The organism is Flavobacterium sp. JLP, from assembly GCF_015350755.1.
Lineage (GTDB): Bacteria > Bacteroidota > Bacteroidia > Flavobacteriales > Flavobacteriaceae > Flavobacterium.
Window position 1 is genome coordinate 243,129 of the sequence record NZ_JADKPS010000007.1, and the last position, 15,132, is coordinate 258,260.

Consider the following 15,132-nt stretch of genomic DNA (forward strand, 5'->3'; position numbering starts at 1 on the left):
GGATACAATGTGATAAAGCTTTGCGAACTTTGCGTAAATCTTTGCGTGCTTTGCGGTTAATATTTTAGAGTGTTTTATCTGCTTTCTTTGACTATCTTTGCACCTTATAAATTACAGTATTTTTATCATGTTTCAATTAGGGAAAACCATTATTTCAGAAGATATTCTTGAAAAAGAATTTGTGTGCAATTTATCAGCTTGTAAAGGAGCTTGCTGTGTGGATGGAGATGCTGGTGCTCCTTTAAGCGAAGCGGAGACAAAAATCATGGAAGAAATTTACCCTAAAGTAAAGCCTTTTTTGAGAAAAGAAGGAATTGCTGCTATTGAAGCGCAAGGAACGTGGGTAAAAGGAACCGATGGCGATCTTGAAACGCCGTTAATTGATGAAAAAGATTGTGCTTATGTTATTTTTGATGGTAAAACAGCACTTTGTGGTATTGAACAAGCTTACAATCAAGGAATAGTAGATTGGAAAAAACCGGTTTCTTGTCATTTGTATCCAATTCGAGTAAAAGACTTCACAGAATTCGCCGCAGTTAATTATGATAAATGGGATATTTGCGATGACGCCTGTTCTTTAGGAAAAGAATTAGAAGTTCCGGTTTATAAATTTGTAAAAGAAGCTTTGATTCGCCGCTTTGGTGAAGATTGGTATTTAGAGCTTGAAAAAGTCGCCCAAGAACTTAAAAATTCTTAAAATTCGAGATGCTTTAGTTACGATTTTGAGAGGATCTATTTTAACTCAAAAAATAAAGTTTTAACTCAAAAAAAACTTTTAAAAACAATTCAAAATTTCTTGCTTTTTATTTTAAAAAGTCTATATTCTACGGGCTTTTAGAAGTAAATAACAATATTAAATGTCTCATTTACAAATATTTAATTATTGTCTGAAAAATATAGCATTTTTTCTCCGTTGTTAAAAACTACGTCGAATTGTGAATAAGTTTGGCTTTCATTTTTGGCTGTAAATGACAATCTTTGTAGTCTATTGAATTAGTAGAAATTCAGTACAAAAATTAAACAAAAATTGTCATGTCACAAGTCGAACCAATATTACAAGAAAATAAAAATCGTTTCGTTATTTTTCCAATCAAACATCATGATATTTGGGAATGGTACAAAAAGATGGAAGCTAGTTTTTGGACTGCTGAGGAAATCGATTTACACCAAGACTTGACAGACTGGAATAATAAGTTAAGTGATGACGAAAGATATTTCATCAAACATATTTTGGCATTCTTCGCTGCTTCTGACGGAATTGTAAACGAAAATCTTGCTGAAAACTTTGTAAACGAAGTTCAATATGCTGAAGCTAAGTTTTTCTATGGTTTCCAGATCATGATGGAAAACATTCATAGTGAAACGTATTCTTTATTAATTGACACTTACGTGAAAGATGAAGCAGAAAAAGCAGAATTGTTTAATGCTTTGGAAGTTTTTCCTGCAATTAAGAAAAAAGCAGACTGGGCTTTAAAATGGATCGAATCTGATTCGTTTGCTGAAAGACTAATTGCTTTTGCAGCAGTTGAAGGAATCTTTTTCTCTGGTGCTTTTTGTTCTATTTATTGGTTGAAAAAACGTGGTTTAATGCCAGGTTTAACTTTTTCTAACGAGTTGATTTCTCGTGACGAAGGCGTACATTGTGATTTTGCAGTTCACTTGCACAATCACCATTTGATTAACAAAGTTCCAAAAGACAGAATCAAAGAAATCATTGTTGATGCTTTAGATATTGAAAGAGAGTTCGTAACAGAATCTCTTCCCGTAAGCTTAATTGGAATGAATGCTGCTTTAATGACGCAATATCTAGAATTTGTTGCTGATCGATTATTAGTAGAATTAGGTTGCGAGCGTGTGTATGGATCAGCGAATCCGTTTGATTTCATGGACATGATCTCTCTTCAAGGAAAAACTAATTTCTTTGAAAAACGTGTTGCCGAGTATCAAAAATCTGGTGTGATGAACACAGACAGTGATGCTCAGAAAATTTCATTTGATGCAGATTTTTAGACAACAACAATATTTTAGTGGTTTACCCCAAATAAGCACTAATTAAGATTAAAATTTTATAACAAAACATTTTTTAGAATCTCTTTTCCCAAATCGAAGATTCTGCAATTTTCAACACATTTTCGATCTGATTTCAGATTGGAAGAGGGTAGCTATTGAGAATGCTATAATTCTCAAAAAATAATTTAAAAACACGCAATGTTTAAGTGCTGGAATTCGTTTTCTAGTGTCTTTCATTTTTTCAATAACAATAAAATAGTAAGCTTATGTATGTAATAAAAAGAGATGGCCATAAAGAGCCCGTAATGTTTGATAAGATTACAGAAAGAATCAAAAAATTGTGTTACGGCTTAAACGAGCTTGTAGATCCGGTTAAGGTAGCGATGAGAGTTATCGAAGGATTGTATGATGGGGTTTCTACTTCTGAACTTGATAATCTTGCAGCAGAAACGGCGGCATCTATGACTATTGCGCATCCAGATTATGCTCAATTGGCAGCGCGTGTGGCGATTTCAAACCTACATTCAAATACTAAAAAATCGTTCTCTGAAACGATGAAAGATATGTATAATTACGTAAATCCAAGAAACGGGCAAGAAGCTCCATTGCTTTCGGATGAAGTATTTAAAGTAATTCAGGAAAATGCTGCTTTCTTAGATTCTCATATCATTTACACAAGAGATTTTAATTACGATTACTTTGGTTTCAAAACTTTAGAGCGTTCTTATCTTCTTAAAATAAACGGAAAAATCGTCGAAAGACCACAACATATGTTAATGCGTGTTTCGGTTGGTATTCACTTAGATGATTTAAAATCAGTAATTGAAACTTACGATTTAATGTCTAAAAAGTTCTTTACGCATGCAACGCCAACGTTGTTCAATGCAGGAACGCCAAAACCACAAATGTCTTCTTGTTTCCTTTTGGCAATGCAGGATGATAGTATTGACGGTATTTACGATACATTAAAACAAACAGCAAAAATCTCGCAGTCAGCTGGAGGAATTGGACTTTCTATTCATAACGTTCGTGCAACAGGATCTTACATCCGTGGTACAAACGGAACTTCAAACGGAATTGTGCCAATGTTGAGAGTTTTCAACGATACGGCTCGTTACGTAGATCAAGGTGGTGGAAAACGTAAAGGAAGTTTTGCGATTTACATCGAAACTTGGCATGCTGATATTTTTGAATTCTTGGATTTAAAGAAAAATACGGGAAAAGAAGAAATGCGTGCGAGAGATTTATTCTTCGCAATGTGGACATCAGATTTGTTCATGAAACGTGTTCAGGAAGATACAACCTGGACTTTGATGTGTCCTAATGAATGTCCAGGATTATACGATGTTTACGGAGATGAATTCGAAGCAATGTATACAGATTATGAATTTAGAGGAAAAGGTAGAAAAACCATTCGTGCACGTGAATTATGGGAGAAAATCCTAGAATCACAAATCGAAACAGGAACGCCTTACATGTTATATAAAGATGCAGCAAACCGTAAATCGAACCACAAGAATTTAGGAACAATTCGTTCTTCGAACTTGTGTACAGAGATTATGGAGTTCACTTCTAAAGATGAAATCGCAGTTTGTAACTTAGCTTCTATCTCGTTGCCAATGTTTATTGAAAACGGAAAATTCGATCACCAGGCACTTTACAATGTTACAAAACGTGTAACTCGTAACTTGAACAAAGTAATCGACAGAAATTATTACCCAGTAAAAGAAGCTGAAAACTCAAACATGCGTCACCGTCCGGTTGGATTAGGTGTGCAAGGTTTGGCAGATGCTTTTATTATGTTGCGTTTGCCGTTTACAAGCGATGAAGCGAAAACGTTAAACCAAGAAATTTTCGAAACTTTATACTTCGCAGCTGTAACCGCTTCTATGGAAATGGCGAAAGAAGAAGGACCATATTCTACATTTGAAGGATCTCCAATGTCTAAAGGAGAATTCCAATACAATATGTGGGGAATGAAAGATGAAGAATTATCTGGCCGTTGGGACTGGGCTTCATTAAGAAAAGAAGTAATGGAGCACGGAGTTCGTAACTCATTATTGGTTGCGCCAATGCCAACTGCTTCGACTTCTCAAATTCTTGGAAACAACGAAGCTTTCGAACCGTATACATCAAACATTTACACACGTCGTGTATTGTCTGGAGAATTTATCGTTGTGAACAAACACTTACTAGAAGACTTAGTAAAATTAGGTTTGTGGAACGAAACATTGAAACAAGAAATTATGCGTCATAACGGATCAGTTCAAAACATTGATGTGATTCCGCAAGACTTAAAAGAATTATACAAAACCGTTTGGGAAATGTCTATGAAAGATATTATAGATATGTCTCGTCAAAGAGGATATTTCATTGACCAATCACAATCTTTGAACTTGTTCATGCAAGATGCCAACTATTCTAAACTAACGTCGATGCACTTTTATGCTTGGCAGTCTGGTTTAAAAACAGGAATGTACTATTTGAGAACAAAATCTGCAGTAGATGCGATTAAATTCACATTAAACAACGATAAAAAAGAAGAAGTACCAACTCTAGTTGCAGAAACTGAAGAAATAAGCGTTGAAGATTATAAAGCAATGTTATTAAAAGCACAAGCAGCAGATCCTGAGGATTGTGAAATGTGTGGGTCTTAATTTTTTTTAGAAGAAAGAAAACAGAATAAAGAGGAAAGATTTTATTCTTAATTATAGAAAGCAGTTATTGTAACGATAGCTGCTTTTTTTATTTTATATTTGTTATTTTTAACAGTAAAAATAATACACATATGAAAATTCAAATTGAGACTTATAATAGAATTGCAAAACAATTAAAAGAGGAATATCCAAAACTATCAGATTTTGAAATTTTATCATTAGCAATTCAAATACAGAGAAATCAAATTTTAGAGAATGGATTGGCAGTTAGCTCATCAGATAAATATCCGAGTGCGCTAGAGGCAATAGCTATTGCACTAGGATATGAAGGGAGTAATTCTGTTACTATTACTGATGTTTTACGAAATATTGTAAATAGGGAAGAAGTTTAATTATTTAGATATTTTAATGAGCGAGTTGCACTTCGGTGCAACTTTTATATATTTGTACTTTATGAGTCATAATCAAAAGATTAGAACTGTCATTTTTTTTAAAAATTATTTTAATGAATTTTTTGTCAAACAAAAAGAAAAAGTTCAACAAAAAATTGTTTGGACGATTAATTTAATTGAAGAGCTCGATAGAATTCCTGAAACGTATTTGAAATTTATTGAAAACACAGATGGACTTTATGAAATTCGAATACAACAAGGAAATGATATTTTTAGAATTTTTTGTTTTTTTGATGAGGGAAAATTAGTTGTATTAGCTAATGGATTTCAAAAGAAAACTCAGAAAACACCAAAGAAAGAAATTAAAAAAGCTTTAAAAATTAGAACGGAGTATGAAAACGAAAAATAAGAACCTTACAACTTTAGAAGAGTTTAAAGAGCAACATTATGGAAAAATTGGAACACCAAAACGTGACGAACTAGAAGCGGGATATGAAAATTTTAAAATTGGGGTATTGCTTCAGGAAGCCAGACTTCAAAAAGGAATGACTCAAGAAGAACTTGCATTAAAAGCAGGAACAACAAAATCGTATATTTCTAAGATTGAGAATAACGTAAAAGAAGTTAAATTTTCGACCCTGCAGAAAATTGTAGAGCTTGGTTTGGGAGGTCATTTAGAGCTGTCAATTAAATTATAATTTGAAATAAATGGATTTATTAGAAAGAATATTTCAGAATAAAAAAGAATTTTACAATCTCGCTTTGGAATATTTTCATATTATAAGTCCAGAACAATGCATTTCCTCATACATTTTCCGTTGGGAATCACGAACTATGTTTGATTATGATTGTTCAATATTGTTTAAACAATATCCCCAAAAAATCCCCGTTCTAATTATTACCAAAGCCTTTTAAAACTTAGCACCTCAGAATCTTAGTGACTTAGCATCTTTTAAAATTAAACCTTTAAAAGAAAGTCAAGTCTTATTGTAATAATTTCTGAATTATGAAAAAAAGCAATCTTTGGTCCTTACGATTAGGTTTTTCAGGAAAACAAGCCTCAACAATTGAAAAACTCGGATTAGAAAAATTTCTAAAACATTCTTACGATTCAAAATTTGATACAGAATTTCCAGTGTTTCTGCAAGATCAGCCTAAAACTGCTTTAGAGCTTAAGCAAATTCGGGAATTATTGAAAACCTCAGATCCTGAAACTAAAAAGGAAATTCAGAAAAAAGAAAATCAAGCAACCGCTGCACTTAAAAAATGGTGGATTGCAAAAATGCGTAACGACGAATTTCCATTACGTGAAAACATGGTTTGTTTTTGGCACAATCATTTCGTTTCCACTTCTCAAAAAGTAAAAATCAATTACTGGATTTACCAGCACAATATGATTTTACGCGAAAATGCCTTTGGAAATTTTAAAGATTTAACCAAGCAGATTCTTAAATCAAACGCAATGGTGCGCTATCTCGACAATGGTGACAACAAAAAAGGCAAAATAAACGAAAACTTAAGCCGTGAATTTCTGGAATTATTCACTATCGGAATTGGAAATTATACCGAAGAGGATATTAAAAACGGAGCTAGAGCTTTAGCGGGTTTGAATATTGGTGATGACGGCACTGTTTACAGAAAAAATATTGAAGATAATAGTGATAAAACCTATTTCGGAAAAACCGGAAACTGGAAAGCTGATGATCTCGTTGATATCATTTTCGAGCAGAAAAACATTCCGTATTTAATAACCAGAAAAATTCTAGAATGGTTTATATATGATAATCCGCCTGAAAATTTAGTCGTTTATTATGGAGATTACTTCAGAAAAGTAAAGTTTGAAATCGAACCTTTGCTGACTAAAATTTTTACTGAAGAATTTAAAAAAGAGAATTCGGGAAATAAGATTAAAAACCCGCTGGTTTATATTTTACAATTAATGGACGAACTGCATATTACCGATGTTGATGATGCAATGGTCTTGTTTTTTCTGAAACAGCAGGGAATGGATTTGTATAATCAGCTTAATGTGAAAGGGTGGAATGGTGGAAATTCTTGGCTGACTTCGCAGATTTATCTCCAACGCAATAATACTTCGGATTTGCTTTGCAGTGGCAGAAGTATTACGAAAAGAATTTTAAATACAATGTCTAATGCAGACGAAAAACCAAAAGCAGAATTCGAAAAAATCGAAATAAAAATTGATTTTGATTCTGACGGAAATAACAAAACCATCATCGCTGAATTGTCTAATAGATTGTTATTTACAGTAAATGACTCAATGCAGAAAGACATGGAGAATTTGATTAAATACGATTTTGACCCAAAAGATGTGAATGCCAATTTTGCTGTTATTCGATTGTTTAATTACATCACAAAATTGCCCGAATATCAATTGATCTAAAAACTTGCAATTATGAACAGAAGAGATTTTCTAACATTGACAGGAACTTTTACAGGCGGAATGCTTGTGCTTCCTGATTTTTTACACGCTTTTGGTTCGCAAAACAATTTGGTTATCGGCGAGCAATGCATTGTTTTTGTGCAGTTGAATGGCGGAAACGACGGATTGAACACTTTTATTCCGTATCAAGATCCGCTGTATTATGATTTGCGAACTAAAATCGCGTTAAATAAAGATGCAGTAATTGGAAAGAATAACGGAATGGCATTTCATCCTTCTTTAAAAGATTTTGCACAAATGCAGCAAAACGGTGATTTAACCGTAATTCAAAATGTGGGATATCCAGAACCAATTCGTTCACATTTTAGAAGTCAGGAAATCTGGCAGACTGCAACAGATTCAAATAAATATATAAACGAAGGCTGGCTGGGCAGATATTTAGATTTACAGTGCAACGGTCATCAGGCAACAGCGGGAATAAATCTGGATTCAATTGATAATTTGGCATTGAAAGGATTAGAACCAAATTCAATAACAGTTAAAGATCCGAATCGATTCAAAATAAAATCAAATAAAGACGAGAATATAAAACTATCTGATAATCCTCAATTAGATTTTGTACGTAAGATTGCTAATTCGGTTACAGAAGGATCAGATGAAATTCAGAAAGCTTTAGCGAAATCGAAATCTGAAATCAGTTATCCAAAAACAGAATTATCCAAAAACCTGGAATGGATTGGCAGATTAATAAAAGGAAATTTAAATTCGAAAGTTTATTATACTTCACTTGGCGGATTTGATACGCATGATAATCAATTGGCTATTCATGAGAAAAAATTAACCGATTTAAATGATGCTTTATTTAGTTTTTACAGTGATTTAAAACAAGCACAATTACTTCAAAATGTTACTATTGTGGTTTTTTCCGAATTTGGGCGACGAGTAAAAGACAACGGAAACGGAACCGATCATGGAACCGCAGCGCCAATGTTTGTCATCGGAGGAAATAACAAAGGAACTATTTTAGGTAATAATCCAAACTTAGCCGACTTAGATAATGGCGATTTAAAATACGAAATAGATTTTAGAAGTGTTTATGCTTCTTTATTAAAAGAAAAAATGAATTTCGATTATTCTAAAATTGGGATTTCGAATAAACCGGTTTCAGGATTGTTTGCATAATCGCAACCTTGTTATTTCGACTGAAAGGAGAAATCGCACTAGAAATTCCGTACAGTATATCATCAATCTTTGTCGATTTACGTTTGTGATTTCTCCTTTCAGTCGAAATGACAAAAACACCGAGTAATCTGTGTAATTCAAATTAAATAGCCACAAAGATTTACGGTAATTCGTGAATTCGTGGCGAAAAAAAACTTAGAACCTTTCAAAAAGCAATTATAAATATCTCATTTTAAGCCGATATTTTTATATTATCATACAAAAGCTCCTAAATTTGTTAAGAAAACCTTTTTTGTTTCATAAAATGCATTATTTTTTTTGGTGCGGTGAAAATAATTTATACATTCGCAGAGAATTTATTGAAAAACACAAACAAAATGTCTAATAACCGTTTTTATTTTAGCAACTCTTTTTATTTCTTCTTTAGTAGAAGTAAGGATTGTGCTATGGTTATTTGAGAAATATAAAATACAAATAAAACTAATATACAATCCTGATGCAAATCAGGATTTTTTTTTGAATATATGACAACGAAAATTGCAATACAAGGTATAAAAGGTTCTTTTCATCATCAGGTTGTAAAAGAGTATTTCTCTGAAAATGTGGCTATTGATGAATGTTTATCTTTTGAAGAATTGATTGACAGTCTGCTTTCTGGAAAATCAGACCAAGCAGTTATGGCGATTGAAAATTCGATTGCAGGGCCAATTATCCCGAATTATGCTTTGATTGACAAGAATAATTTACACATTATTGGAGAACATTATTTAAGCATTCACCAAAATTTAATGGCTTTAAAAGGTCAGAAAATTGAAGATATAAAAGAAGTTCATTCGCACCCAATGGCAATTTTGCAATGCATGGATTTCTTAAAGCAATATCCAAATATCAAATTGGTGGAAGATAAAGATACAGCGGAAACAGCAAGAAGAATTCAGGAAAAGCAACTAACAGGAATTGCGGCAATTGCTAGTAAAACGGCTTCTGAAATGTATGATTTAGAAATCATTGCGCCGGAAATTCAAACGATCAAAAACAATATGACTCGTTTTGTGATTATCAAAAAGCAAAATTCATTTTTGCCGGAAAACGAAATCAACAGAGCTTCAATCAAATTTGAATTAGATCACAAAAGAGGAAGTTTAGCAGCCGTTTTAAACGTAATGAGCGACTGCAAACTGAATTTGACAAAAATCCAGTCATTACCAAAAATTGAAACACCTTGGAAATATTCATTTTTCGTAGATGTAACATTCGAGAAATACGAGGATTTCGCAAAAGCCAAATCATTATTGAATATCATGGCAGAGTATTTAAAAGTTCTGGGAGAATACAAGAATACAAAACCTTTTATAGGTTAAATGTTATTAGTTAAAAGTTAGAAGTAAAAAAGAGCCTAAAGCTTACAGCTTAAAGCCTAAAGCAGAAAAAAATGATTACAACAGCAAAAAGATTAGATACAGTTGAAGAATACTACTTCTCATCAAAATTGAGAGAAGTTCGTCAATTGCAATCTGAAGGAAAATCGATCATCAATATGGGAATTGGAAGTCCTGATTTGAGTCCGTCAAAAGCAGTAATTGAAGCAGTGGCTGCAGCAATTCAAGACGAAAACGGGCATGGTTATCAAAGCTATCAGGGATTACCAGAAATGAGGCAGGCGATGGCAGATTTTTATAAAGATCAGTTTGGTGTTGAAGTGAATCCGAATAATGAGATTTTACCTCTGATGGGTTCGAAAGAAGGAATTATGCACATTTCGTTAGCATTTTTAAATGAAGGCGACCACGTTTTGATTCCGAATCCAGGTTATCCAACGTATACTTCGGTAACCAATTTGGTTCAGGCAGTTCCGGTTTATTATGATTTGAAAGAAGAAAATGGATGGGAACCGGATTTTGAAGCTTTAGAAAAATTGGATCTTTCGAAAGTAAAAATTATGTGGCTGGGATATCCCCACATGCCGACAGGAGCGAGAGGAAGTTTAGCGTTATTTGAAAAATTGGTTGCTTTTGCTAAAAAACACAATATATTATTGATCAACGACAATCCGTATAGTTTTGTTTTGAATGATAATCCGATGAGTTTATTACAGGTTGAAGGCGCAAAAGAGGTGGCTTTAGAACTAAACTCTTTAAGTAAAACCTTCAACATGGCAGGCTGGAGAGTCGGAATGGTTTTAGGAAATCCTGAAATTATCGATGCAGTTCTAAAAGTAAAAAGCAATATGGACAGCGGTATGTTTTACGGAATTCAGAAAGGTGCAATCGCAGCTTTGAATTGTGATAAATCCTGGTTCGAAGATCAAAACAAAATTTACAGACGTCGCAGAGAATTAACAGAAAAATTAGCAGAAAAATTAGGCTGCGAAGTTTATAAAGAAGGAGTTGGATTATTTGTTTGGGCAAAACTTCCGGAAGGGATCGAATCATCAGAAAAGTTCATTGACGAAATATTATACGAGAAACATATTTTCATCACGCCGGGAACAATTTTCGGAAGCAACGGTGAAGGGTATATCAGATTCTCATTGTGTGTAAAAGAAGAAAAAGTACAAGAAGCGATAGACCGATTTTAAGTATTAAGATTTTAGAATCAAGAATCAAGATTTTTGACGCAGTTTGTCATTTCGAGGAACGAGAAATCACACGAGGAACTCGACAAAGATTGAAGAAATAGCAGGTGGAATTCTAGTGTGATTTCTCGTTCCTCGAAATGACAAAATTAAAAGCTCTTGAAAAAACGAGAAGTCCTAGCCCTGATAGAAGTGGAAATCCTTTTGCGCCGGTTCCGAGGCTTCGGGAGGCGGAAAAGATTGAAACGGATAGCAGGAAACAGCTTCAAATAAAAAGAATTATGAAAGTATACGTAATAGGAATAGGATTAATAGGCGGATCGATGGTACTGGATATCAAAGACCAACATCCTGATTCGACAATTTTTGGAATCGACAGCAACGAAAAACATTTGCAGGAAGCCATTGATTTAGGAGTTATCGACGAAGCAGGAAGTTTCGAAGATTTGGCTGAAGCCGATTTTGTCATTGTTTCGGTTCCTGTAGATGTGGCGTTGACAGTTTTGCCTAAAGTTCTGGATTCGGTTGGAGATAAAACGATTGTTTTTGAAGTAGGATCAACGAAAAAGCCAATTTGTGAAGCAGTGGCTAATCATCCAAAAAGAAGAAATTTCATCGCTACACATCCAATAGCAGGAACGGAGTTTTCGGGACCTTCGGCAGCGATAAGAGGTTTGTTTAAAGGAAAGACAAACATTATCTGCGAAGTGGAAAAAACCACTTTTAAATTGCAGGAAAAAGCATTAAAGCTTTTCAGCGAAATTGGAATGAGGATTCGATATATGGATCCAACGTCTCACGACAAACACATTGCTTACGTTTCGCATTTGTCGCACATAAGTTCGTTTATGCTCGGGAAAACGGTAATGAACAAAGAAAAAGACGAACAGGATATTTTTGATATGGCGGGAAGTGGATTTGAAAGCACTGTTCGTTTAGCAAAAAGTTCGCCCGCAATGTGGACGCCGATTTTTAAGCAGAACAAAGAACACGTTCTGGAAACATTAGAAGAATACATTTCAAATCTCAGTCGGTTTAGGGATTTGCTGAAAGATGAAAATTACAACGCCATTTTTGAAGAAATGGAGAGCACAAATAAAATAAAAGAAATACTAAACGGATTAACAACAACTAAAAAGTAAAATTAGAATTAAGATGGAAAATAAGAAAGAAATGAGAAAGTGGTTAGAAGATTTCAATTTAAATCACCCACTTGTGATAGCTGGACCATGTAGTGCAGAAACTGAAGATCAAGTATTGAAAATTGCTCACGAATTAAAAGATTCAAAAGTTAGTGTTTTCAGAGCTGGAATCTGGAAACCAAGAACGCGTCCGGGAGGATTTGAAGGTGTTGGAGAAATTGGATTAAAATGGTTACAAAAAGCAAAAGCTGAAACTGGTTTATTAATGGGTACTGAAGTGGCAACTGCGGCTCACTGTAAACTGGCTTTAGAACATGATATCGACGTTTTATGGGTTGGTGCCCGTACAACTGCAAATCCTTTCGCAGTTCAGGAAATTGCTGATACTTTAAAAGGAACAGATAAAATCGTTTTGGTTAAAAACCCTGTAAACCCAGATTTAGCTTTATGGTTAGGTGGTGTTGAGCGTTTACATATGGCTGGAATTGAGAAATTAGGAGTTATCCACAGAGGTTTCTCTACTTACGAAAAAACAAAATACAGAAATATTCCAGAATGGCAGATTGCTATCGAATTGCAGAATAAATTTCCTGATTTGCCATTAATCATCGACCCGTCTCACATTACCGGAGATCGTAAAATGATTTTCGAAGTAACGCAAGAGGCTTTAGATTTGAACTACGACGGGATGATTATCGAAACGCACTACGATCCAGACAACGCTTGGTCTGATGCTGCCCAACAAGTTACTCCAGACGCTTTGAAACAAATCATTAAAGATTTGACTATCAGAAAAACGGATGATACTACAGACGAGTACAGTTCTAAAATGACAAAATTAAGAGCTAACATCGACGTTCTAGACGCTAACTTATTAGAGTTATTAGGAAAACGTATGAAAGTTGCTGACGAAATTGGTCAGGTGAAAAAAGATGCAAACGTAGCGATTCTTCAAAACAACCGTTGGAACGAAATTTTAGGAAAAATGATTTTGGAAGGTGAGAAAAAAGGTCTTACTGAAGAGTTTGTTTTGAGAATGTTCAAAGCGATCCACCAGGAAAGTATTGGTCATCAAGAGAAAATTTTCAACGCATAATTTTTGTTGAACCATATAAGTGATATAAGATAGTTTTAGTTTTCTAAAGTTTGTTATTTGATTTTCTTATATCATAATTTTAAAAATAGATTGTTTTTTTAAAATCTCCATCGCTTTTAAAGAAGTGCTGGAGATTTTTTTATGATTTTAAATACCGAAATCAATGGGTTTCAATTGTAAAACAGTAATTTTGTGCTTTAATATTTTTTAGTTTTCAGAGTAATCTAAAAATCTAAAAATCTAAAAATCTAAAATCTAAAATTTGAATGACAGGACTCGTATATAAATCTACAGGAAGTTGGTACACCGTAAAATCAGATCAAGGTGATTTTATAGAATGCCGTATGAAAGGAAAGTTTAGGATGAAAGGTATCAAAAGTACTAATCCTATTGCTGTAGGTGATATTGTCGATTATGAATTAGAAGAAACTTCAGATGCGGTAACCGGAACAATTTTTAATATCCACGAAAGAAAGAATTATATTGTTCGTAAATCGGTTAATCTTTCGCATCAAATGCATATAATTGCGTCGAATATTGATCGTGTTTTTCTATTAATAACCATTAATAATCCGCCAACAACCTTCAATTTTATAGACCGTTTTTTGGTTACGGCCGAGGCTTATAATATCGAAACTATTTTGGTTTTCAATAAAATAGATACTTTTGATGAGCCAACGCTCGAAGATCAATTGTATATGCAATATGTCTATCAGCAAATTGGTTATAAATGCCTTCGTGTTTCTTCAACAGAAATGAAAGGTGTTGATGAATTGAAAGAAATGATGATTGGTAAAGTGAGCATGTTTTCCGGACATTCAGGTGTTGGAAAATCAACTTTGGTAAATGCCATGGAACCTTCTTTGCATCTTAAAACCAAAACTATTTCTGAAGCCAGTAAACAAGGTCAGCATACTACTACTTTTGCTGAAATGTATGATTTGTCTTTTAATGCAAAAATTATCGACACCCCGGGAATTAAAGGTTTCGGAATTGTCGATATGGAAAAAGAAGAAATCAGCGGTTACTTTCCTGAATTTTTCAAATTGAAAGATCAATGTAAGTTTAACAACTGTTTACACAAAGAAGAACCGCATTGTGCCATAAAAGCAGCACTGGAAAGAGACGAAATCGCCTGGTCGCGTTACAATAGTTACTTAAAAATTTTAGAAGGCGATGAAGAAAATTATCGCACAGATACTTATGATGAGGATCGTAAAATTAGTGATGAAACTAGAAACCAGAAATAATTGTGAATTGTAAATGGTTAATTGTGAATTATGTCTGACAATGTGATAAAAACTAAGTCATTTAATTTTGCTTTAAGAATTATTAAATTATTTCGTTTTTTAAAGGAAGAAAAAAAGGAGTTTATTTTAAGTAAACAATTGCTTAGGAGCGGTACATCTATTGGAGCATTAGTACGTGAGTCTGAACAAGCTGAAAGCAAAAAAGATTTTATTCATAAACTTGCAGTAGCACAAAAGGAAGCAAATGAAACAGATTACTGGCTAGAATTATTATTTCAGTCGGGCTATTTAAATGAGACTCAATTCAAATCTATAAAATCAGATATTTTAGAAATAAATAAAATTTTAGCTTCCATCATAATTACAACCAAACAAAAATTATCCGCAATTTAATTCACAATTAACCATTTACAATTCATAATTT

14 protein-coding genes are annotated in these 15,132 nt (G+C 33.6%); all 14 read left to right on the top strand.

Annotated features, from left to right (window positions below; genetic code table 11):
* The first annotated feature begins 127 nt into the window (after positions 1–127).
* A complete protein-coding gene (locus tag IRZ83_RS16740) occupies positions 128–697 on the top strand; it encodes a DUF3109 family protein (RefSeq protein ID WP_194570409.1) in 570 nt (189 codons plus the stop codon).
* A 335-nt stretch (positions 698–1,032) separates the two neighbouring features.
* On the top strand, positions 1,033–2,010 hold the full coding sequence (locus tag IRZ83_RS16745; protein WP_029270611.1) for a ribonucleotide-diphosphate reductase subunit beta: 978 nt from the start codon (positions 1,033–1,035) through the stop codon (positions 2,008–2,010).
* 266 nt (positions 2,011–2,276) lie between these two features.
* Positions 2,277–4,667, top strand: coding sequence for a ribonucleoside-diphosphate reductase subunit alpha (locus IRZ83_RS16750; RefSeq protein WP_029270609.1), 2,391 nt, complete (start codon positions 2,277–2,279; stop codon positions 4,665–4,667).
* 131 nt (positions 4,668–4,798) lie between these two features.
* Entirely contained in the window at positions 4,799–5,059 is a 261-nt protein-coding gene (locus IRZ83_RS16755; RefSeq protein WP_194570410.1) for a histidine kinase, read from the top strand.
* A gap of 61 nt (positions 5,060–5,120) precedes the next feature.
* A complete protein-coding gene (locus IRZ83_RS16760) occupies positions 5,121–5,468 on the top strand; it encodes a type II toxin-antitoxin system RelE/ParE family toxin (protein ID WP_194570411.1) in 348 nt (115 codons plus the stop codon).
* The gene (locus IRZ83_RS16765; protein WP_194570412.1) at positions 5,452–5,757 is read left to right on the top strand and encodes a helix-turn-helix domain-containing protein; all 306 of its coding nucleotides are present in this window, start codon (positions 5,452–5,454) and stop codon (positions 5,755–5,757) included. Before IRZ83_RS16760 ends, IRZ83_RS16765 begins: the two co-directional genes overlap by 17 nt.
* Positions 5,758–6,065: 308 nt before the next feature.
* Entirely contained in the window at positions 6,066–7,463 is a 1,398-nt protein-coding gene (locus tag IRZ83_RS16770; RefSeq protein WP_194570413.1) for a DUF1800 domain-containing protein, read from the top strand.
* A 12-nt stretch (positions 7,464–7,475) separates the two neighbouring features.
* Positions 7,476–8,645: a DUF1501 domain-containing protein gene (locus IRZ83_RS16775; RefSeq protein ID WP_194570414.1), complete on the top strand. Its 1,170-nt coding sequence runs from the start codon at positions 7,476–7,478 to the stop codon at positions 8,643–8,645.
* Between the two features lie 524 nt (positions 8,646–9,169).
* Positions 9,170–10,006, top strand: coding sequence for a prephenate dehydratase (locus IRZ83_RS16780; RefSeq protein WP_029270599.1), 837 nt, complete (start codon positions 9,170–9,172; stop codon positions 10,004–10,006).
* A gap of 71 nt (positions 10,007–10,077) precedes the next feature.
* A complete protein-coding gene (locus IRZ83_RS16785) occupies positions 10,078–11,223 on the top strand; it encodes a pyridoxal phosphate-dependent aminotransferase (RefSeq protein WP_194570415.1) in 1,146 nt (381 codons plus the stop codon).
* A gap of 278 nt (positions 11,224–11,501) precedes the next feature.
* A complete protein-coding gene (locus IRZ83_RS16790; RefSeq protein ID WP_194570447.1) occupies positions 11,502–12,362 on the top strand; it encodes a prephenate dehydrogenase in 861 nt (286 codons plus the stop codon).
* 13 nt (positions 12,363–12,375) lie between these two features.
* Positions 12,376–13,458, top strand: a complete 1,083-nt coding sequence (locus IRZ83_RS16795; protein ID WP_029270594.1) for a bifunctional 3-deoxy-7-phosphoheptulonate synthase/chorismate mutase type II — start codon at positions 12,376–12,378, stop codon at positions 13,456–13,458.
* Between the two features lie 266 nt (positions 13,459–13,724).
* A complete protein-coding gene (gene rsgA / locus IRZ83_RS16800) occupies positions 13,725–14,708 on the top strand; it encodes a ribosome small subunit-dependent GTPase A (protein WP_194570416.1) in 984 nt (327 codons plus the stop codon).
* Between the two features lie 30 nt (positions 14,709–14,738).
* Positions 14,739–15,101 carry a four helix bundle protein gene (locus IRZ83_RS16805; RefSeq protein WP_194570417.1) on the top strand — a complete coding sequence of 121 codons (363 nt, stop codon included), beginning with the start codon at positions 14,739–14,741 and terminating at the stop codon, positions 15,099–15,101.
* Positions 15,102–15,132: the final 31 nt, after the last annotated feature.

Bases quoted from the DNA above. Each gene is read 5' to 3' on its own strand.
- IRZ83_RS16740 (WP_194570409.1), top strand. From the start codon at position 128: ATGTTTCAATTAGGGAAAACCATTATTTCAGAAGATATTCTTGAAAAA.
- IRZ83_RS16745 (WP_029270611.1), top strand. From the start codon at position 1,033: ATGTCACAAGTCGAACCAATATTACAAGAAAATAAAAATCGTTTCGTT.
- IRZ83_RS16750 (WP_029270609.1), top strand. From the start codon at position 2,277: ATGTATGTAATAAAAAGAGATGGCCATAAAGAGCCCGTAATGTTTGAT.
- IRZ83_RS16755 (WP_194570410.1), top strand. From the start codon at position 4,799: ATGAAAATTCAAATTGAGACTTATAATAGAATTGCAAAACAATTAAAA.
- IRZ83_RS16760 (WP_194570411.1), top strand. From the start codon at position 5,121: ATGAGTCATAATCAAAAGATTAGAACTGTCATTTTTTTTAAAAATTAT.
- IRZ83_RS16765 (WP_194570412.1), top strand. From the start codon at position 5,452: ATGAAAACGAAAAATAAGAACCTTACAACTTTAGAAGAGTTTAAAGAG.
- IRZ83_RS16770 (WP_194570413.1), top strand. From the start codon at position 6,066: ATGAAAAAAAGCAATCTTTGGTCCTTACGATTAGGTTTTTCAGGAAAA.
- IRZ83_RS16775 (WP_194570414.1), top strand. From the start codon at position 7,476: ATGAACAGAAGAGATTTTCTAACATTGACAGGAACTTTTACAGGCGGA.
- IRZ83_RS16780 (WP_029270599.1), top strand. From the start codon at position 9,170: ATGACAACGAAAATTGCAATACAAGGTATAAAAGGTTCTTTTCATCAT.
- IRZ83_RS16785 (WP_194570415.1), top strand. From the start codon at position 10,078: ATGATTACAACAGCAAAAAGATTAGATACAGTTGAAGAATACTACTTC.
- IRZ83_RS16790 (WP_194570447.1), top strand. From the start codon at position 11,502: ATGAAAGTATACGTAATAGGAATAGGATTAATAGGCGGATCGATGGTA.
- IRZ83_RS16795 (WP_029270594.1), top strand. From the start codon at position 12,376: ATGGAAAATAAGAAAGAAATGAGAAAGTGGTTAGAAGATTTCAATTTA.
- rsgA (WP_194570416.1), top strand. From the start codon at position 13,725: ATGACAGGACTCGTATATAAATCTACAGGAAGTTGGTACACCGTAAAA.
- IRZ83_RS16805 (WP_194570417.1), top strand. From the start codon at position 14,739: ATGTCTGACAATGTGATAAAAACTAAGTCATTTAATTTTGCTTTAAGA.